This is a genomic window from Sinorhizobium glycinis (assembly GCF_001651865.1).
Lineage (GTDB): Bacteria > Pseudomonadota > Alphaproteobacteria > Rhizobiales > Rhizobiaceae > Sinorhizobium > Sinorhizobium glycinis.
Map to the genome: position 1 here is coordinate 140,377 of NZ_LPUX01000068.1, position 16,159 is coordinate 156,535.

Below are 16,159 nucleotides of genomic sequence, written 5' to 3' on the forward strand. Positions count from 1 at the left end.
CTGTGCAAGAATTTCCTCAGCTGATTCGCGACATTTGTTTCGTTCGCGAACTCACATAAGGTTCGTTCGAAATCGGCACGCGGACCGCTTTTTGACTCGCGCTTGTCCGCAGCAAACGAGGATTGAAATGGCACAGCTCAATGTCGCACGAGAACCTTCGATGGATGAGATCCTGGCATCCATTCGCAAGATCATCGAGAACAACGAGCCTGGTCTTGCCGGCGCCTCCGCACCGCTGACCTTCGAGGACGGCACGGAAGACGAGATCGAATTGACGATCGACTCCGAAATCGATGCCGCAGTCTTCGATCCGTCCGAGCACCACGCCCCCACCCGCATGTCGTCCTCGGACGCGGAGTCGAGCAATAGCGGCGTGGGCGTGCCCGCGTCCTCTTCGTCGCCGCTTTCGCTCGCCGATGTGGCGGCACGGGTGCGAGCGGCCTCCGAGCGGCATGCGTCGCATTACGCCGCCAGGGAGCCGGCAAACCCCGAGCAGACCAGTCCTGCAGACAAAAGCCCGGCAGAGGACAGCCCGGTGATCACATCCCGAATGGCGGCAGTTTCGTTTTCGAAAGCGCCCTCGGCCGCCGCCGAATCCGCCCCCGATGGCGCTTCGTCGCGGTACCTTGCTGACGAGCCTGCGCCGGTGGCCGCCGCCCCAGCCTATTCGCCCGCTCCGCAAGCGGCGACGAAGATCGAGAAGACCAGCGGGGCGATCGTTTCACCGGCCGTCGGCCGTCAGGTGGCGCGTGCTTTTGATGATCTGGCGCACGCGGTGGACCACGGGCCGAAGCGGTCCTTCGACGAGATTGCAGAGGCCATGCTTCGCCCGATGCTGCAGGAGTGGCTCGACGACAATTTGCCGACGCTGGTCGAAAGAATGGTGCGCGAGGAAATCGAACGGGTCGCGCGCGGTCCCCGCCGCTGAACCGTACCGGGAGACTGGTTGTGCAGCGCTCGAAAATAGCGATGCAGTATTGATTCTGACGCTTGTGCGCTATCGAGACGTTCAGAGAAAAGCCACCGCCGGATATCCTTTGGTCGATTACAGCGCCGCGCGTCCTATCAGACGCTGTAGCATTTTGAATTGCCGCGTGTTTTTGTCCAGATCGGTTATGATATTAGGAAACATGCTGTAGAGAGAGCCCGGGTCTTCTCGGCTTTTTACCCGTTTGTGTTGACTTGCGCGGGCCGTTCCGGTTTACAAACGCTGACATCAATCTCCAAAATCGGTCAAAGAATGCTCGATAAGACCTACGATTCCGCATCCGTCGATCCGCGTATTGCCAAGAAGTGGGACGATGAAAACGCGTTTCGTGCCGGCGCCGGCGCAAAGCCGGATACCGAGACCTTCTGCATCGTGATCCCCCCGCCAAATGTTACCGGCTCTCTGCACATGGGTCATGCCCTCAACAACACGCTGCAGGATGTCATGGTGCGCTTCGAGCGCATGCGCGGGAAGGATGTCCTCTGGCAGCCGGGCATGGACCATGCCGGCATTGCCACGCAGATGGTCGTCGAGCGTCAACTCGCTCAGCGCAAGCTGCCGGGCCGCCGCGAGATGGGGCGCGAGGCCTTCATCGAGAAGGTCTGGGAATGGAAGGCCGAATCCGGCGGGCTGATCTTCAACCAGTTGAAGCGGCTTGGCGCCTCCTGTGACTGGTCGCGCGAGCGCTTCACCATGGACGAGGGGCTGTCCGAAGCGGTCGTCGAGGTATTCGTCAGTCTCTACAAGGAAGGCTTGATCTACCGCGACACGCGCCTGGTCAACTGGGACCCGAAGCTGCAGACGGCGATTTCGGACATCGAGGTCGAGCAGGTCGAGGTCAACGGGCATCTCTGGCATCTGCGCTATCCGCTCGAAGAGGGCGTCACCTATCAGCATCCCGTCGCCTTCGACGAAGACGGCAATGCCACTGAATGGGAAACGCGCGACTATCTGGTCGTCGCCACGACGCGTCCGGAAACGATGCTCGGAGACACCGGTGTTGCGGTGCATCCAGATGACGCGCGCTACAGGGGGATCGTCGGCAAGCACGTCATCCTGCCGATCGTCGGACGCCGCATCCCGATCGTCGCCGATGAGTATCCGGACCCGACGACCGGCACCGGCGCGGTGAAGATGACGCCGGCGCACGACTTCAACGATTTCGAGGTCGGCAAGCGCAGGGGGCTACGTCAGGTCAACGTGTTGACGCCGGACGGCCGCATCGCGATCAAGAACAACGAGGATTTCCTCGAGGGCCTGGATCACCCGGCGGCGCTCCATGGCGCCTGGGATCAGCTCGAGGGCAAGGACAGGTTCGAGGCGCGCCGGCTGATCGTCGAAATTCTCGAGGCGGCAGGCCTCGTCGACCATATCGAGCCGCACAGGCACATGGTGCCGCACGGTGATCGCGGCGGCGTGCCGATCGAGCCGCGCCTGACAGAGCAGTGGTATGTCGACGCAAAGACCTTGGCCAGGCCGGCCATCGCCTCGGTCAGGGAAGGGCGCACGACCTTCGTTCCCAAGAACTGGGAAAAGACCTATTTCGAATGGATGGAGAATATCCAGCCCTGGTGCATTTCGCGTCAGCTCTGGTGGGGTCATCAGATCCCGGCCTGGTACGGTCCGGACGGCCAGGTCTTCGTCGAGAAGACGGAGGAAGAGGCGCTGCACGCGGCGATTCAGCATTACCTGGCCCATGAGGGCCCCATGAAGGCCTATGTCGAGGACCTGCTCGAGAACTTCAAGCCGGGTGAAATACTCACGCGCGACGAGGATGTGCTGGACACCTGGTTCTCCTCCGCCCTTTGGCCCTTCTCGACACTTGGTTGGCCGACGGAGACGCCGGAGCTCGAAAAATACTACCAGACCGATGTTCTGGTCACCGGTTTCGACATCATCTTCTTCTGGGTCGCCCGGATGATGATGATGGGCCTGCATTTCATGAAGGACGCCGACGGCACGCCGGTCGAGCCGTTCCACACCGTGTACGTCCATGCGCTCGTTCGCGACAAGAACGGGCAGAAGATGTCGAAGTCGAAGGGCAACGTCATCGATCCGCTCGAACTGATCGACGAGTACGGCGCCGACGCCCTGCGCTTCACGCTGGCGATCATGGCGGCACAGGGTCGCGATGTGAAACTCGATCCGGCCCGCATTGCCGGCTACCGCAACTTCGGCACCAAGCTCTGGAACGCCACGCGTTTTGCCGAGATGAACGGCGCCACGGGCACCGACGGTTTCGTTCCGGAAGCCGCCTCGCAGACGGTCAACCGCTGGATACTGACAGAGCTGTCGCGCACGATCCGCGACGTCACCGAAGCGGTCGAGGGATATCGGTTCAACGATGCGGCCGGAAGCCTGTATCGCTTCATATGGAACCAGTTCTGCGACTGGTATCTCGAACTGTTGAAGCCGGTCTTCAGTGGCGCGGACGAGGCTGCGAAGCGCGAATCGCAGGCTTGCGTGGCATACGTGCTGGACGAAATCTACAAGCTGCTGCACCCGTTCATGCCCTTCATGACCGAGGAGCTGTGGGAAAAGACTGCGGGCCCGGGGCGCGACCGGGCGACGCTCCTGTGCCACGCCGAATGGCCGGCCGCCTTCTACGCCGATGACCTGGCCGCGGACGAAATCAACTGGCTGATCGACCTCGTGTCCGGGATTCGTTCGGTTCGGGCGGAAATGAACGTTCCGCCGTCGGCGATGGCACCGCTGGTCGTTGTCGGTGCCAAGGGTTTGACGAGCGAGCGGCTCGATCGGCATGCCTCGGCGATCAAGCGGCTGGCGAGGGTCGAGAGCATCGAGCACGCGGCGGTGGCGCCGCGCGGCAGCGCGCAGATCGTCATAGGCGAGGCGACAGCCTGCCTTCCGCTCGGAAGCCTCATCGACCTGGCGGCCGAAAAATCCCGCCTCGAGAAGGCAATCGCCAAGGTAGACGTCGAGCGCGAGAGAATTCTCGGCAAACTCGCCAATGAAAAATTCGTCGCCAACGCAAAGCCCGAACTGGTCGAAGCGGAACGGGAGCGACTGGCCGAACTCGACCTGCAGAAGGATTCGCTTGGCGTTGCTCTGAGCCGCGTGTCGGAAGCAGGTTAGGTCGCTTCGATGTTGGAAGATGAGCGAATCCGCGGCAGAAATGCCGCGGATTTTTGTCGCCTCAAGAGATCCTTCGAATCGCCCCCGCTATCGGTCGATCAATCTTCGGAATACACGCATGGGTTTTGTTGCGGCGTTTTCCAAGGGGCGCCGCGCGGGCTGGGTTCCAAAAAGAAATATTGTTGTTGTGACGTCACACATTGCTCACTCTGTAGATTTTTTTTCCGACTTTAGCGAATTCATACTTAAATTGTGGAAATGCATTTCGCCATATTCGGAATATGGCCGAATCATGAAATTCTTACGTAATTTGATGACAGAAACTGTCGGCTTTAGGCGACCGGTCGCGAATTGCCAATCACGGCATCGTGACGAATAGTCAGCCCAAGTGCGGCGGCGCGAGGCGAAACGCCGCATTCCGTGAAATGCAGGGGAGGAGCTGAATGGCTCAAAATGGACTGAAAAGGAGCATCCTCGCAGCCGTTGCTGGAGTGCTCGTCGCGTCGGCTGCGCAGGCTGGGGGGCTGGAGCGCAGCGGTTACAATATCGACCTCTTGTTCGATCCATCGGATTACGCGGCGGAAGCGACGGCGACTTATGTCAGTCCGCAGCGTGATCTCAAGGACGTCACGGACATCAATCCGGCGAATGGCATCGGCTCCAATGGTTTGGGCGGCGGCAGCACGAGCGTTCGCGATACGGAAGGCTATTGGGCGCCCCGTGTCGGCGTGAAAGCTGGTTTGGGTGACAGTATTGACTGTATGGCGGACTACTCCCAGCCTTGGGGCGCCCACAGTAATCCGGGCAAGAACTGGATGGGTGCGAACGACAATATCGAGACAAAGGTCGAAAGCGACAACTACGCGGCCACCTGCTCTTACAAATGGGATATGGGCCCAGGTTTCGTTCGTCTGATCGGCGGTGCGTTCTATCAGGAAGTCGGAGGCTTCAAGGAACGTTTGGTTGCACCGGACTTCGCTGTCCCCGGTAACGGCATCGGTCGTCTCGATCTTGAAGGCTCCGGCTGGGGCTGGCGCACCGGTGTTGCCTATGAAATTCCAGAATACGCGATGCGCGCGAGCCTCGTTTACAACAGTGCCGTCGACCTGGATGATCTCTCCGGATCCATCGACTTGAGGGAGTTGGGGCTAACGAAATATGACGTCTCCGGCTCCGCCTCGATGCCGGATTCGCTGGAACTCAAGGTGCAGTCCGGCATCGCTCCCGGATGGCTGGCATTCGGCTCGGTCAAGTGGACTGACTGGAGCCAACTGCAAGTCCTCAATTTCTGCCCGGCGACGGTGACGCCGTTTACACCGTGCACGAGCCTCGATTTGCTCTATCGCGACGGCTGGACGATCACCGGCGGTATTGGTCACAAATTCAACGATCAGTGGAGCGGTGCCGTCAGCGTGGCTTGGGATCGCGGCACGAGCACCGGGATCGGTACGCAGACGGATACTTGGACGCTCGGTACGGCCGTTTCCTATACCCCCACGCAGAACATCGAGCTTCGGCTTGCCGGCGTCGTCGGCATCATGACGAGCGGGGAGTCCGGTCCGACGACGTACCAAGGAGAGGTCTACGGCGACGAAGTGACCTATGACTTCGACAACGACTTCGTCGGCGCGATCTCGACATCTCTAAAAGTCAGGTTCTGATCTCCATACGATCAGCGTCTCAGGGCCCGGTTCTGCCGGGCTCTTTTTTTGCCCGAGCGATCCGTTTCGGCCGCTGCTTATAAGCAATCGCGAATGTGACGATTCGGCAACACATTTATTACTATGCTTTGCTAGTATCCGGCCGGTGTCGAATATGTCCATTTCCCGCCACAAAATGGGAGCAGCGATAATAGCGACAAACGTGCGAGTGCCGTGTTTGCGTTTGAGGTGAACTGAGTTTGTGTGCCGCCATGACATCCCTTAGCAGCAGGCGCTTGGCGCGTGGTCGGGCCGACAGCGATCACGGCAAGGCTGACGCGCGCGATAATCGAATGAGCCGAGCGGCGTCGCTACGAGACAGCGCTCGAACGACGCGGGGCCTCGGACAGGTCGATGTCGTGCATGGTGGTTGGGTCGGCGCAGCCGGCTGGAACGGAAGAAACTGATTGTGATGCGCGCGGGTGAATTAAAATCGCTGAAAATGGCGGTGCTGGGCATGTCACTGGCGGTTGGCGCCCCCGCTGCCGGGCCGGCGCGAGCCTTCGATCCGTCAGCGGGCGTGACGAAGGAGTCGGGTCCGTTCGCGCTCTTCAAGTTCGGCTTCTCCGCCTACAAGAACGGCCGCAAGGACGAGGCGGTCGAGGCCTATCGCTACGCCGCCGAGAAGGGCCATACTGGTTCGCGCTGGGCGCTTGCCAATATGTACGCCTATGGCGACGGAGTCGCCGAGAACGATCTCGAAGCGTTCAAGATCTATAGCGAAATTGCCCAGCAGGGCGTCGAGCCCGGTTCCGAGGATACCGGCTATTTCGTCAACGCGCTAATCGCGCTTGCCGGCTATTACCGTCGCGGTATTCCGGACAGCCCCGTGCAGGCCGACCTGCCGCAGGCGCGGCAGCTGTATTTTCAGGCGGCATCGACTTTCGGCATCGCCGAGGCGCAGTTCCAGTTGGCGCGGATGCTGCTTTCGGGAGAGGGCGGCACCGTCAATGTCCAGCAGGCCAAGAAATGGCTGAACCGGGCGCGCAAGAACGGCCATGCCGGTGCCATGGGCGTCTTTGGCAATGTCATTTTCCAAGAGGGCCAGACGGTGCGCGGGCTCGCCTACATGACGGCGGCTCTCGACCAGTGTTCGCCGAAGGACAGGCCGTGGCTCCAGTCCATGCAGGAGCAGGCCTTCTCGCTCGCCACCGAGGACGACCGCCGCGTCGCAATCGCCATGGCGCAGAACATGCATCCGCAGGCCGACGAGTGAGTGTGCCGAGCCTGGCTTTCTAATACTGCGAGGCGTCAAGCGAGACCGGAGCCTCGCCTTTCGCTTCGGCCCATCCGCTCAGAAAGCGAATTGGGCGGCAACCGGCACGTGGTCGGACGGCTTTTCCCAAGCGCGGACATGCTTTTCGATCGATGTCGATACGAGCTTGTCGGCCGCTTCGGGCGACAGCATCAGGTGGTCGATACGGATGCCGAAGTTCTTCTGCCAGCACCCGGCCTGATAGTCCCAGAATGAATAGAGCGGCACTTCGTCCGTCGTCGCGCGAACGGCGTCGGTAAGGCCGAGATTGCGCAGCCGCCGGAAGGCTGCACGCGTTTCGGGGAGGAAGAGTGCATCGTTGCGCCAGACCTTGACGTCCCAACAGTCATGGGCTTCCGGAATGACGTTGTAATCGCCGGCGAGGATAAGCGGCTCCTCGAGCAACAGCCTCTCCTTCGCGAAGGAGGCCAGGCGCTGCATCCATCCAAGCTTGTAAGTGTACTTTTCAGTTTCGACGGGATTGCCATTCGGCAGGTAGAGGCAGCAAACGCGGATTGCTCCGCCGGCGACGGAGAAGACGCCCTCGATGAACCGTGACTGTTCGTCCGAGTCATCGCCCGGCAGTCCGCGGGTGACCTCGTCAGGACGCAGCTTCGAAAGGAGCGCGACTCCGTTGAATCCCTTCTGTCCGTGCGTTTCGATATGATAGCCGAGCGCCTCGATCTCCTCCCTCGGGAAGGCGTCGTCGACCGTCTTGATCTCCTGCAGGCACGCGATGTCCGGGTTTGATGCCCTGAGCCAGGCAACGAGACCGTCGAGCCGCGCCTTGACGCCGTTGATGTTCCAGGTGGCGATCTTCATGGGGCCGCATCTGCCTTTCTTATTTCATCAAGCGTTGGCGCCGAGTCGTTGTAGCGGCTACGATTTCTTTTGACAAATCGGCAGCGGCAAGATCCGCGTTCCGCTGGCCGTGACCAGGCAATCGGCCGGAATCCCGGCGCATTCGCATAAGGAAATGCAGCCGTCGGTGGCGGAATTGATTCCTCATTCGGTGCGTCTATAGTCCGGCGCATGATCGCGTTCATCGACAATTACTGGCCGCATTTCCTGGCGCTCCTCTCGTTCGCCCTGGGGGTGCCGGCGATCATTCACGCCGCCATGACGAAGGACGATGTGCGCGCCGCCGCCGGCTGGGTCGGCGTAGTCCTCCTTTCACCGGTAATCGGGGCAGTCATCTATGCGGTGGCCGGCATCAATCGCATTCGCCGTACCTCGATCGGCTTGCAACGCTCGCTGCTGCGAGCGAGCGGCCCGGATCCGTTTCTCGGTTCCGACGTCACGGACGAGAATGTTGCGGTTCGCTTCGGACAGCGATTCGCTGCGATGAAAATTCTCGGCGACCGGGTGTCGCGCTTTTCAATGTCGAGCGGAAATCACATCACCATGCTGGAGGGGGGCGACGAGGTATATGGGGCGATGCTCGAGGCGATTGCCGGCGCTCGCCGCAGCATCCTTTTCGAAAGTTACATCTTCGATCGCGATCGGATCGGGCTTCGTTTCGCCGATGCGCTGATCGCGGCGGTCAAGCGCGGCCTCAGCGTGCGGGTCCTGATCGATGCCGTTGGCGCCCGCTATTCGGTGCCGAGCATCGTGAGTTATCTGCAGGAAGGAGGGGTCACGACCGCGGTCTTCAACGGTAACATCATCATGGGCCTGAGGCTGCCCTATGCCAATCTCAGGACCCATCGGAAGATCGTCGTCATTGACGGCGCGGTCGCCTTTACCGGCGGCATGAACATCCGGGCCGGCTTCACGACCGAGATCGCTGGCATCGCCGCTTCGTTCGATACCCATTTCCGCGTTACCGGGCCGATCGTCGCCGACATCTTCCAGGTGGGGGCGGAAGACTGGCAGTTCTCGAGCGGGGAATTGCTCGCCGGCGAAGCCTGGCGGTTGGCCGACCTCGATGAGCGGGGCGATACGCCGTCCGTGCTGATGCGGGCGGTTCCCTCGGGGCCGGACAGCACCAACGAGACCAACCACAAGATGCTGATAGGGGCGTTCTCCATCGCGCGCAGGCATATCCGGGTGATGTCACCCTATTTTCTCCCGGACAGGGAACTCATCAGCGCGCTGGTAACGGCGGCGCGACGAGGCGTCGAAGTCGATGTCATCGTACCGGCTGTCAACAACCTGACCCTCGTGGATCGCGCAATGACCGCGCAATTCGACCAGGTGCTGGAAGGCCATTGCCGCGTGTGGCGGGCCAAAGGGAGCTTCAACCATTCGAAATTGATCGTCGTCGACGATCATTGGGCCTATGTCGGGTCGAGCAATCTCGATCCGCGCTCACTACGCCTCAATTTCGAATTCGACCTCGAGATCCTCGATGACGCCTTTGCGCGGGCGATCAGCGACAAGGTCTGCGAGGTGCGCGAGACCGCCGCGGAGGTGACGCTCGCGAGTCTCGACGCGCAGCCCTTGCTGAACCGTCTGGCGAACCGCCTTCTGTGGCTGGGCTCGCCCTATCTCTAGAATTTCGGAGATGGATGGAGGAGGCTTCTAGACCGAGAAGCTGGTTCCGCAGCCGCAACTTGCCACGGCATTCGGATTCTTGATCTGAAAGGACTGGCCGAGCAGATTGTCGACGAAGTCGATTTCCGAGCCTCCCATATAGACCAGCGAGAGGCTGTCGATCAGGACTTTGGCATTGCCCTTCTCGAGGACGAGATCGTCGTCGTTTTCCCTGTCCACCAGGTCGAACTTGTAGGAGAAGCCGGAGCAACCGCCGCCTTCGACGGAGACGCGCATCGCAGTCTTGTCGTGTTCGGTCTGAAGTATGGTGGCGATGCGCCGGGCGGCCGCATCCGAAAGGGTGACTGTTTCCTGCATCATGTCTGGCCTCCTGCCGGGGTCAAGAACCGGAGAGATTCGTTTGCATCCTGGCGTTACAATGGCTGGGCTTGAGAAGCGAGCCCGGGGATTTCCCAGCGATTACAGCGGCTATTCCCTCGTCGCTTTCTTGCAACGCATACTATAGGTATGAAGGCTTGAATGTCCCGTCAATGGGACGGCATCGCAGGTGTGAGATGGCTTTCGACAGACAGGCCCTGGGCTTCGGTTATGGTGAACATGCAGCCTTCGCTTCCAACCCCTGGGCATCGCGCGGCAGACTCTATCCAGAAGCCTCCAGTCCGACGCGTTCCGACTTCCAGCGCGACCGCGACCGCATCGTCCATACGACCGCGTTTCGTCGCCTGAAGCACAAGACCCAGGTATTCATCGCCGCCGACGGCGACCACTACCGCACCCGGCTCACGCATACGATCGAAGTCGCGCAGATCGCCCGCGCTTTGGCACGGGCATTGAAGCTCGACGAGGATCTGGCCGAGGGGGTGGCGCTCGTCCACGACTTCGGCCACACGCCGTTCGGCCACACCGGCGAGGATGCGCTGCACGAAATGCTGAAGCCCTATGGCGGCTTCGACCACAATGCCCAGTCGCTGCGCATCGTCACCAAGCTCGAGCGCCGCTATGCGGAGTTCGATGGCTTGAACCTCACCTGGGAGAGCCTCGAAGGATTGGTCAAGCACAATGGGCCGCTGATGACGCCGGAAGGCGAGGGCACCCGCGGTCCGGTGCCGCAGCCGATTCTGGACTATTGCGCCGTCCACGATCTCGAACTGGCGAGTTTCGCGAGCCTCGAAGCCCAGGTGGCGGCGATCGCCGACGATATCGCCTATAATACCCACGACATCGACGATGGATTGCGCGCCGGTTACCTGACGCTCGACATGCTGGAAGAGGTTCCGTTCCTGGCCCGCCTGATGCGCGAGGTCCACGACCGCTATCCCGGCCTGGAAAATAGCCGTTTCACCCACGAGATCATGCGCCGGCAGATCACCGCGATGGTCGAGGACGTCATCGGCGTGGCGCAGGCGCGTCTGGGCGACATTCGGCCGAAGAGCGCGAGTGACGTGCGCAAGGCCGGCAGGGTCATCGCGACCTTCTCCGAGGCGATGAGCGAAACGGACCGGCAGATCAAGAACCTGCTGATGACGCGCATCTATCGCCACCCAGAGGTCATGCGCGTGCGGCAGGCAGCCGCATCGATCGTTACCGACCTTTACCGGGCGTTCATGGCCGACCCGCTGCTGATGAAGGAGCATTACTGGATCGACCAGATCGCCGGGATGGCCGAGCCGGCCCGGGCGCGCCATGTGGGAGACTATCTTGCCGGCATGACCGATACCTTCGCGATCAGCGTGCACGGGCGCTTGTTTGACCACACGCCGGATTTGCGGTAGTGACGCGCCGCGCGGAGGCTGCAGGTTCCCATGGACCCGGCCTCCTTTTATAGTTTTGCGCCATTCTCCAGCTGGACTGGAAAGAGCGGATGGATCAGATGAATCTTTTCACAGACTTCGAATCAAGAGTTAAGAACATTCTGGAATCACTTGATATCGTTCGTGAAAAGCGATCCGAGATTGACTTCGGTCGTGTCAATGTAGAGCCGCCGCGGGATCCGAGCCACGGTGACGTGGCGACCAACGCAGCGATGGTTCTCGCCAAGTCGCTGGGCACCAACCCGCGCGCCCTTGCCGACCTCATCGTGGACAAGTTGCGCCAGGATCCGGAGGTGGCTGAGGTCTCCGTCGCCGGGCCGGGGTTCATCAATGTCCGGTTGTCGGTTTCCTATTGGCAGAAGCTGCTTTCGGCGATGGTGCGGGCGGGCACGGATTTCGGACGCAGTACCGTCGGTGCCGGGCGGAAGGTGAACGTCGAATATGTTTCGGCGAACCCGACCGGGCCGATGCATGTCGGCCATTGCCGTGGCGCCGTCGTCGGCGACGCTCTCGCCAACCTTCTCGCCTTCGCCGGCTACGACGTCACCAAGGAATACTACATCAACGACGCCGGCTCGCAGATCGACGTGCTCGCCCGCTCGGCATTCCTGCGCTACCGGCAGGCGCTCGGCGAGGATGTCGGCGAGATCCCGGCCGGGCTCTATCCCGGCGATTACCTCGTACCCGTTGGCGAGGCGCTTGCCGACGAGTTCGGCACGAGTCTGCGGATCATGCCCGAAGACAAGTGGATGCCGCTTGTCAAGGAACGCGTGATCGACGCCATGATGGCGATGATCCGCGAAGATTTGGCGGCGCTGAACGTCAACCACGACGTCTTCTTCTCCGAACGGGCGCTGCACGACAATGGCGCGGCGCGGATTCGCACGGCGATCAACGACCTGACCTTCAAGGGGCATGTCTACAAGGGCACGCTGCCGCCGCCGAAGGGCCAATTGCCGGAGGATTGGGAGGACCGCGAGCAGACGCTCTTCCGTTCCACCGAGGTGGGTGACGACATCGACAGGCCGCTCATCAAGTCGGACGGCAGCTATACTTATTTCGCCGCCGACGTTGCCTATTTCAAGGACAAGTTCGACCGTGGATTCCATGAGATGATCTACGTCCTCGGGGCCGACCATGGCGGCTATGTCAAACGCCTGGAGGCGCTGGCGCGGGCGATTTCCGAAGGAAACGCGAAGCTGACGGTCTTGCTGTGCCAGCTCGTCAAGCTCTACCGGAACGGCGAACCCGTGAAGATGTCGAAGCGCTCCGGCGACTTCGTGACGCTGAGGGATGTTGTCGACGAGGTCGGCCGTGATCCCGTACGGTTCATGATGCTCTATCGGAAGAACTCGGAGCCGCTTGATTTCGACTTTGCCAAGGTGACGGAACAATCAAAGGACAATCCGGTCTTCTACGTGCAGTATGCGCATGCGCGTTGCTGCTCGGTGTTCCGCCAGGCGAAGGAAGCTTTCCCCGATCTTGATTTGTCTTCGGTCGATCTTGCCGGTGCAGTGATCGGGGCAATCGTTGACCCTGCCGAACTGCAGCTCGTCGCCAAGCTGGCAGAATATCCGCGCGTCATCGAGGCTGCAGCACTCTCGCAGGAGCCTCACAGAATCGCTTTTTACCTGTATGATCTTGCAGCAGCCTTCCACGCACTCTGGAACAAGGGTAAGGAAAATCCGGAATTACGCTTTGTTAACGATAAGAACAGAGAATTAAGCATTGCCAGACTCGGGCTGGTGCATGCTGTCGCCTCGGTATTGAAGTCGGGCCTGTCCGTTACGGGCACCTCGGCACCGGAAGAGATGCGGTAAGTAGTGTCACCATTTCCCCACAATGCGCTGGCAATTCAACGCAGCAGTTGTGAGTGGAAACTATGGCAGACAAACAATTCGCACGAAGCGGGCCGGCAGAATTCGATAGATTGGCCGATGATGATCCGTTGAGCGAACTTGCCCGCATTGTCGGTTACGATGCTCGGCCAGCGGTTCAGCAACTGCAGGAGTTGCAGAGGCACCAGGAGGCGATCCGGCGCGATCCGACCTTTGATCTCGAAGACGAGCTGCTGCGCGCATTCGACGGCTATGACGCGCCGCGCGCGGCGCCAGTGCATCCCGACAGCGGGCTCGTCGAGCACCCGGTCGCCAATGCCGCGGCGGGCTCGCCTGCCGAGCCTGTGCTGGAAGGCCAAGAACCGGCGATCGCAGAGTCTTCTGCTTCCGTCGTCGAGCTCGCCGAAGACGTATCCCCCGAACCGGTGGCCTTCTCTCCGGTTTCAGGCGAAGGTCAGGTCTCCAACGATCTTGAGGCTGAAGCCGTCGCGGCGCAGGACATCGATGCCGCCGTCGATCTGGAGCGCGAACTCGAGCTGTCGCTCGGCTATGAAGATCTGTCGGCGGAGCCGTCGCCGGCAGACGATGTGGTGCAATCCACTCTGCAGCCGCAGACGCCGGAACTGCCTGTGTTTGAAGATTGGCAGGAGCCGCTTGCCTCCAGGCTCGCTGCCGCCGGCAAGGCTGCCGAACGCGCGAATATCGCGGAGCCGGTTTACCTGGATATGGCCGAGCCCGATCTGCCGCAGGAACCAGCCGTCACCGAGGCGATCGCTGCGCATGTATCGCCCGCCATGCCGTCTGAGCCGGCTGCTTCCGATCACGTCGATCGGCTGCTCGCCGACGTGGAGCGCTTTCCGGTGATTCCGGTCGCCGCCGCGACAGGCGCAGCAGCCGCTTTAGCGCCTCCCGTTTCCGCCCCTGTGGCAAAGAAGAACACCTATCCATTCACGCCGATGTTCAGCCGCGCGACGCCGGTCGCGTCGAGCGCCGGAACGTCTCAGCAGCGAGCCTTCGCCACCCCGATCCCGACCCCCGCTGCCGTGACGGCACCGGTCGCTCCCGTCCTTCCGCCGAAGGCGCCTGCCGAACCGGAACTGGAGACCGCACAAGGCAAGCTGGCCCAAGGTGAAGCCGAGCCGAGCTTCGATCTCGATGATTTCGAGCTCGAACTGGCCGACATCGCCGCGGATATGGATCTGTCGAAGGACGAGGGGCCGAAGGCGGCTGCAGAAGTGCCGGTCGTAGGGCATCCCGCACTGGTGGAGCCGGCTGCTCAGCCGTTCCTGCAGGCACTCGCACCGACCGGCGCGCCGGAGCCGCGTCGCGAACAGGCGCCGCAAGTTGCTCGAGCGCCTGCGGCCATCGAGGTCGAGGAGACCGAAAGTCCGCTGCCTTTCGATCCCGCCATGATCGGCGAGATGGAGAGCGGCGTCGCGCCGATCGCCGATCTCGATGTCCCGCAGCTGCCGTCGCTGGAGGCGGAGGAGAAGCCGGTTTCCTATCCGGGCGATTTCGATCTCGACATCGATGCGGAAATGGCACAGCTCTTCAGCACGCCGGCTACGGCTGCAAAGGCCGGCGCACGCCAGGCCGAGGTTGCGCCCGCGGCGCGCGCCGGGACGGCCGGCAACGGAACCCCGCCGCTCGCTTCGCTCGACGATTTCGAAGAATTCGAGAAGGCAATGGAAGAGGACTTCCAGCGTTCGATGTCGGAACGCCGCAGCGCGGCGCAAGAGGTCGAGCGGCAGGCGGCCATGCCGCGCGCCGAGTCCGATGATTTTGCCGAACAGGGCTATGGCCGCCGCTCGCAGCGCACGATGCTGCTCGCCGCAAGCGTTGCCGGCGTCATCATCCTCGGGGGCGCCGCCGTCTACGCCTGGATGGGCGGCAGCGGCGCGGTCCTTTCCGGCGACGGCCCCAAGATCATCCTCGCCGACAAGGATCCGGTTAAGATCGTTCCCGAACAGAAGGGCGGCAAGACGGTCCCGAACCAGGACAAGGCCGTCTATGATCGCGTGGCGGGCGACCATAGCAACGCGCCGCGCCAGGAGGCCTTGGTCTCCTCGACGGAAGAGCCGATGGACGTGGTTCAAAAAACGCTGACACCCGAAACCCTGCCGCTGGAAGGCAGTGACGATGGGGACGCGTTGCCCGGTGTGTCTCCCGCGGAAGGGGAAGAGGTCGCGCGCCTGACGCCGGATGCGCCTGCGGACGGTGCCGCTGCCGAGCAGGAAAGCGCTCCGGCTGTCGCGCCGCGCAAGGTCCGGACCATGATCGTCAAGCCGGATGGGACGCTCGTTCCTCGTGACGAGCCGCCGGTCGAAACCGCCAACGCGGCGGCTGCCACTCAACCCATCCCCGCCAGCGCTTCGGCCGAAGCGGGCGCTTCCGGTTCCCAGGGCAAGGCGGCGGTCGCGGTTGCTGCAGGCGAGCTGCGTGCCGCCGAAGAGCCGGCCGCTCCTGCCGAGAAGGTCGCGCTTGCAGCGCCGAGCAAGCCGACGGAGAATGAGGTTGCTCCCGTTCGCAGCGTCAAGACGACGGCCGTCGGCAGCGAACCGGTCCCGCAGGCGCGACCCGCCGCTGAAACACCTGCAGCTGCCACTCCGACTGCGGCGCCGGAAGGCCAAGCGGCCACGGAAACGGCGGCTGCACAGCCTGCCGCCCCACTTGCGACGGCATCGGTTCCGGCCGGCAGCTATGTGGTCCAGATTGCCTCGCTGCCTTCCGAGGCCGAGGCGCAGAAGAGCTACAACAGCCTCGCGGCCAAGTTCGCGAGCGTCATCGGTGGTCGCGGCGTGGACATCCGCAAGGCCGACATTGCCGGGAAGGGTACCTATTATCGCGTGAGGATACCGGCCGGCTCGCGGGATGAAGCGAATGCACTTTGCTCTCGCTACAAGAGCGCCGGCGGAAGCTGCCTCGTGACGAAGTAGCCGCAAAAGGTTCAAGAGAAAAGCGGGCGCGGCAGGAAT

10 protein-coding genes are annotated in these 16,159 nt (G+C 61.9%); 8 read left to right on the forward strand and 2 right to left on the reverse strand.

Annotated features, from left to right (window positions below):
* Window positions 1-127 precede the first annotated feature (127 nt).
* The 4 genes from AU381_RS27120 to exoR all read left to right on the forward strand — a co-directional run bounded on the left by AU381_RS27120 (window position 128) and on the right by exoR (window position 7,000).
* The gene (locus AU381_RS27120; protein ID WP_064244689.1) at window positions 128-928 is read left to right on the forward strand and encodes a PopZ family protein; all 801 of its coding nucleotides are present in this window, start codon (window positions 128-130) and stop codon (window positions 926-928) included.
* A gap of 312 nt (window positions 929-1,240) precedes the next feature.
* Complete coding sequence (locus AU381_RS27125; protein WP_064244690.1) at window positions 1,241-4,084, forward strand: valine--tRNA ligase; 2,844 nt, start codon at window positions 1,241-1,243, stop codon at window positions 4,082-4,084.
* A gap of 443 nt (window positions 4,085-4,527) precedes the next feature.
* The gene (locus AU381_RS27130) at window positions 4,528-5,745 is read left to right on the forward strand and encodes an OmpP1/FadL family transporter (protein ID WP_064244691.1); all 1,218 of its coding nucleotides are present in this window, start codon (window positions 4,528-4,530) and stop codon (window positions 5,743-5,745) included.
* Between the two features lie 451 nt (window positions 5,746-6,196).
* The gene (gene exoR / locus AU381_RS27135; RefSeq protein ID WP_064244692.1) at window positions 6,197-7,000 is read left to right on the forward strand and encodes an exopolysaccharide production regulator ExoR; all 804 of its coding nucleotides are present in this window, start codon (window positions 6,197-6,199) and stop codon (window positions 6,998-7,000) included.
* Window positions 7,001-7,078: 78 nt separating this feature from the next.
* Here exoR and xth read toward each other — a convergent pair whose 3' ends face one another.
* Window positions 7,079-7,861, reverse strand: a complete 783-nt coding sequence (gene xth / locus AU381_RS27140) for an exodeoxyribonuclease III (protein WP_064244693.1) — start codon at window positions 7,859-7,861, stop codon at window positions 7,079-7,081.
* Between the two features lie 210 nt (window positions 7,862-8,071).
* On the opposite strand from xth, the gene AU381_RS27145 reads away from it, so the two are divergent.
* The gene (locus tag AU381_RS27145) at window positions 8,072-9,535 is read left to right on the forward strand and encodes a phospholipase D-like domain-containing protein (RefSeq protein ID WP_064244694.1); all 1,464 of its coding nucleotides are present in this window, start codon (window positions 8,072-8,074) and stop codon (window positions 9,533-9,535) included.
* A 27-nt stretch (window positions 9,536-9,562) separates the two neighbouring features.
* Here the strand turns inward: AU381_RS27145 and erpA are convergent, their stop codons facing one another.
* Window positions 9,563-9,895, reverse strand: a complete 333-nt coding sequence (gene erpA, locus AU381_RS27150; protein WP_064244695.1) for an iron-sulfur cluster insertion protein ErpA — start codon at window positions 9,893-9,895, stop codon at window positions 9,563-9,565.
* A 194-nt stretch (window positions 9,896-10,089) separates the two neighbouring features.
* Here erpA and AU381_RS27155 point away from each other — a divergent pair, with 194 nt between their 5' ends.
* From AU381_RS27155 to AU381_RS27165, 3 genes are all read left to right on the forward strand, one after another.
* Window positions 10,090-11,307 (forward strand): deoxyguanosinetriphosphate triphosphohydrolase, encoded by a 1,218-nt coding sequence (locus AU381_RS27155; RefSeq protein WP_064244696.1) that lies wholly within the window; start codon window positions 10,090-10,092, stop codon window positions 11,305-11,307.
* Window positions 11,308-11,405: 98 nt separating this feature from the next.
* A complete protein-coding gene (gene argS / locus AU381_RS27160) occupies window positions 11,406-13,166 on the forward strand; it encodes an arginine--tRNA ligase (RefSeq protein WP_064244793.1) in 1,761 nt (586 codons plus the stop codon).
* A 62-nt stretch (window positions 13,167-13,228) separates the two neighbouring features.
* Window positions 13,229-16,120 carry an SPOR domain-containing protein gene (locus tag AU381_RS27165; protein WP_064244697.1) on the forward strand — a complete coding sequence of 964 codons (2,892 nt, stop codon included), beginning with the start codon at window positions 13,229-13,231 and terminating at the stop codon, window positions 16,118-16,120.
* Window positions 16,121-16,159: the final 39 nt, after the last annotated feature.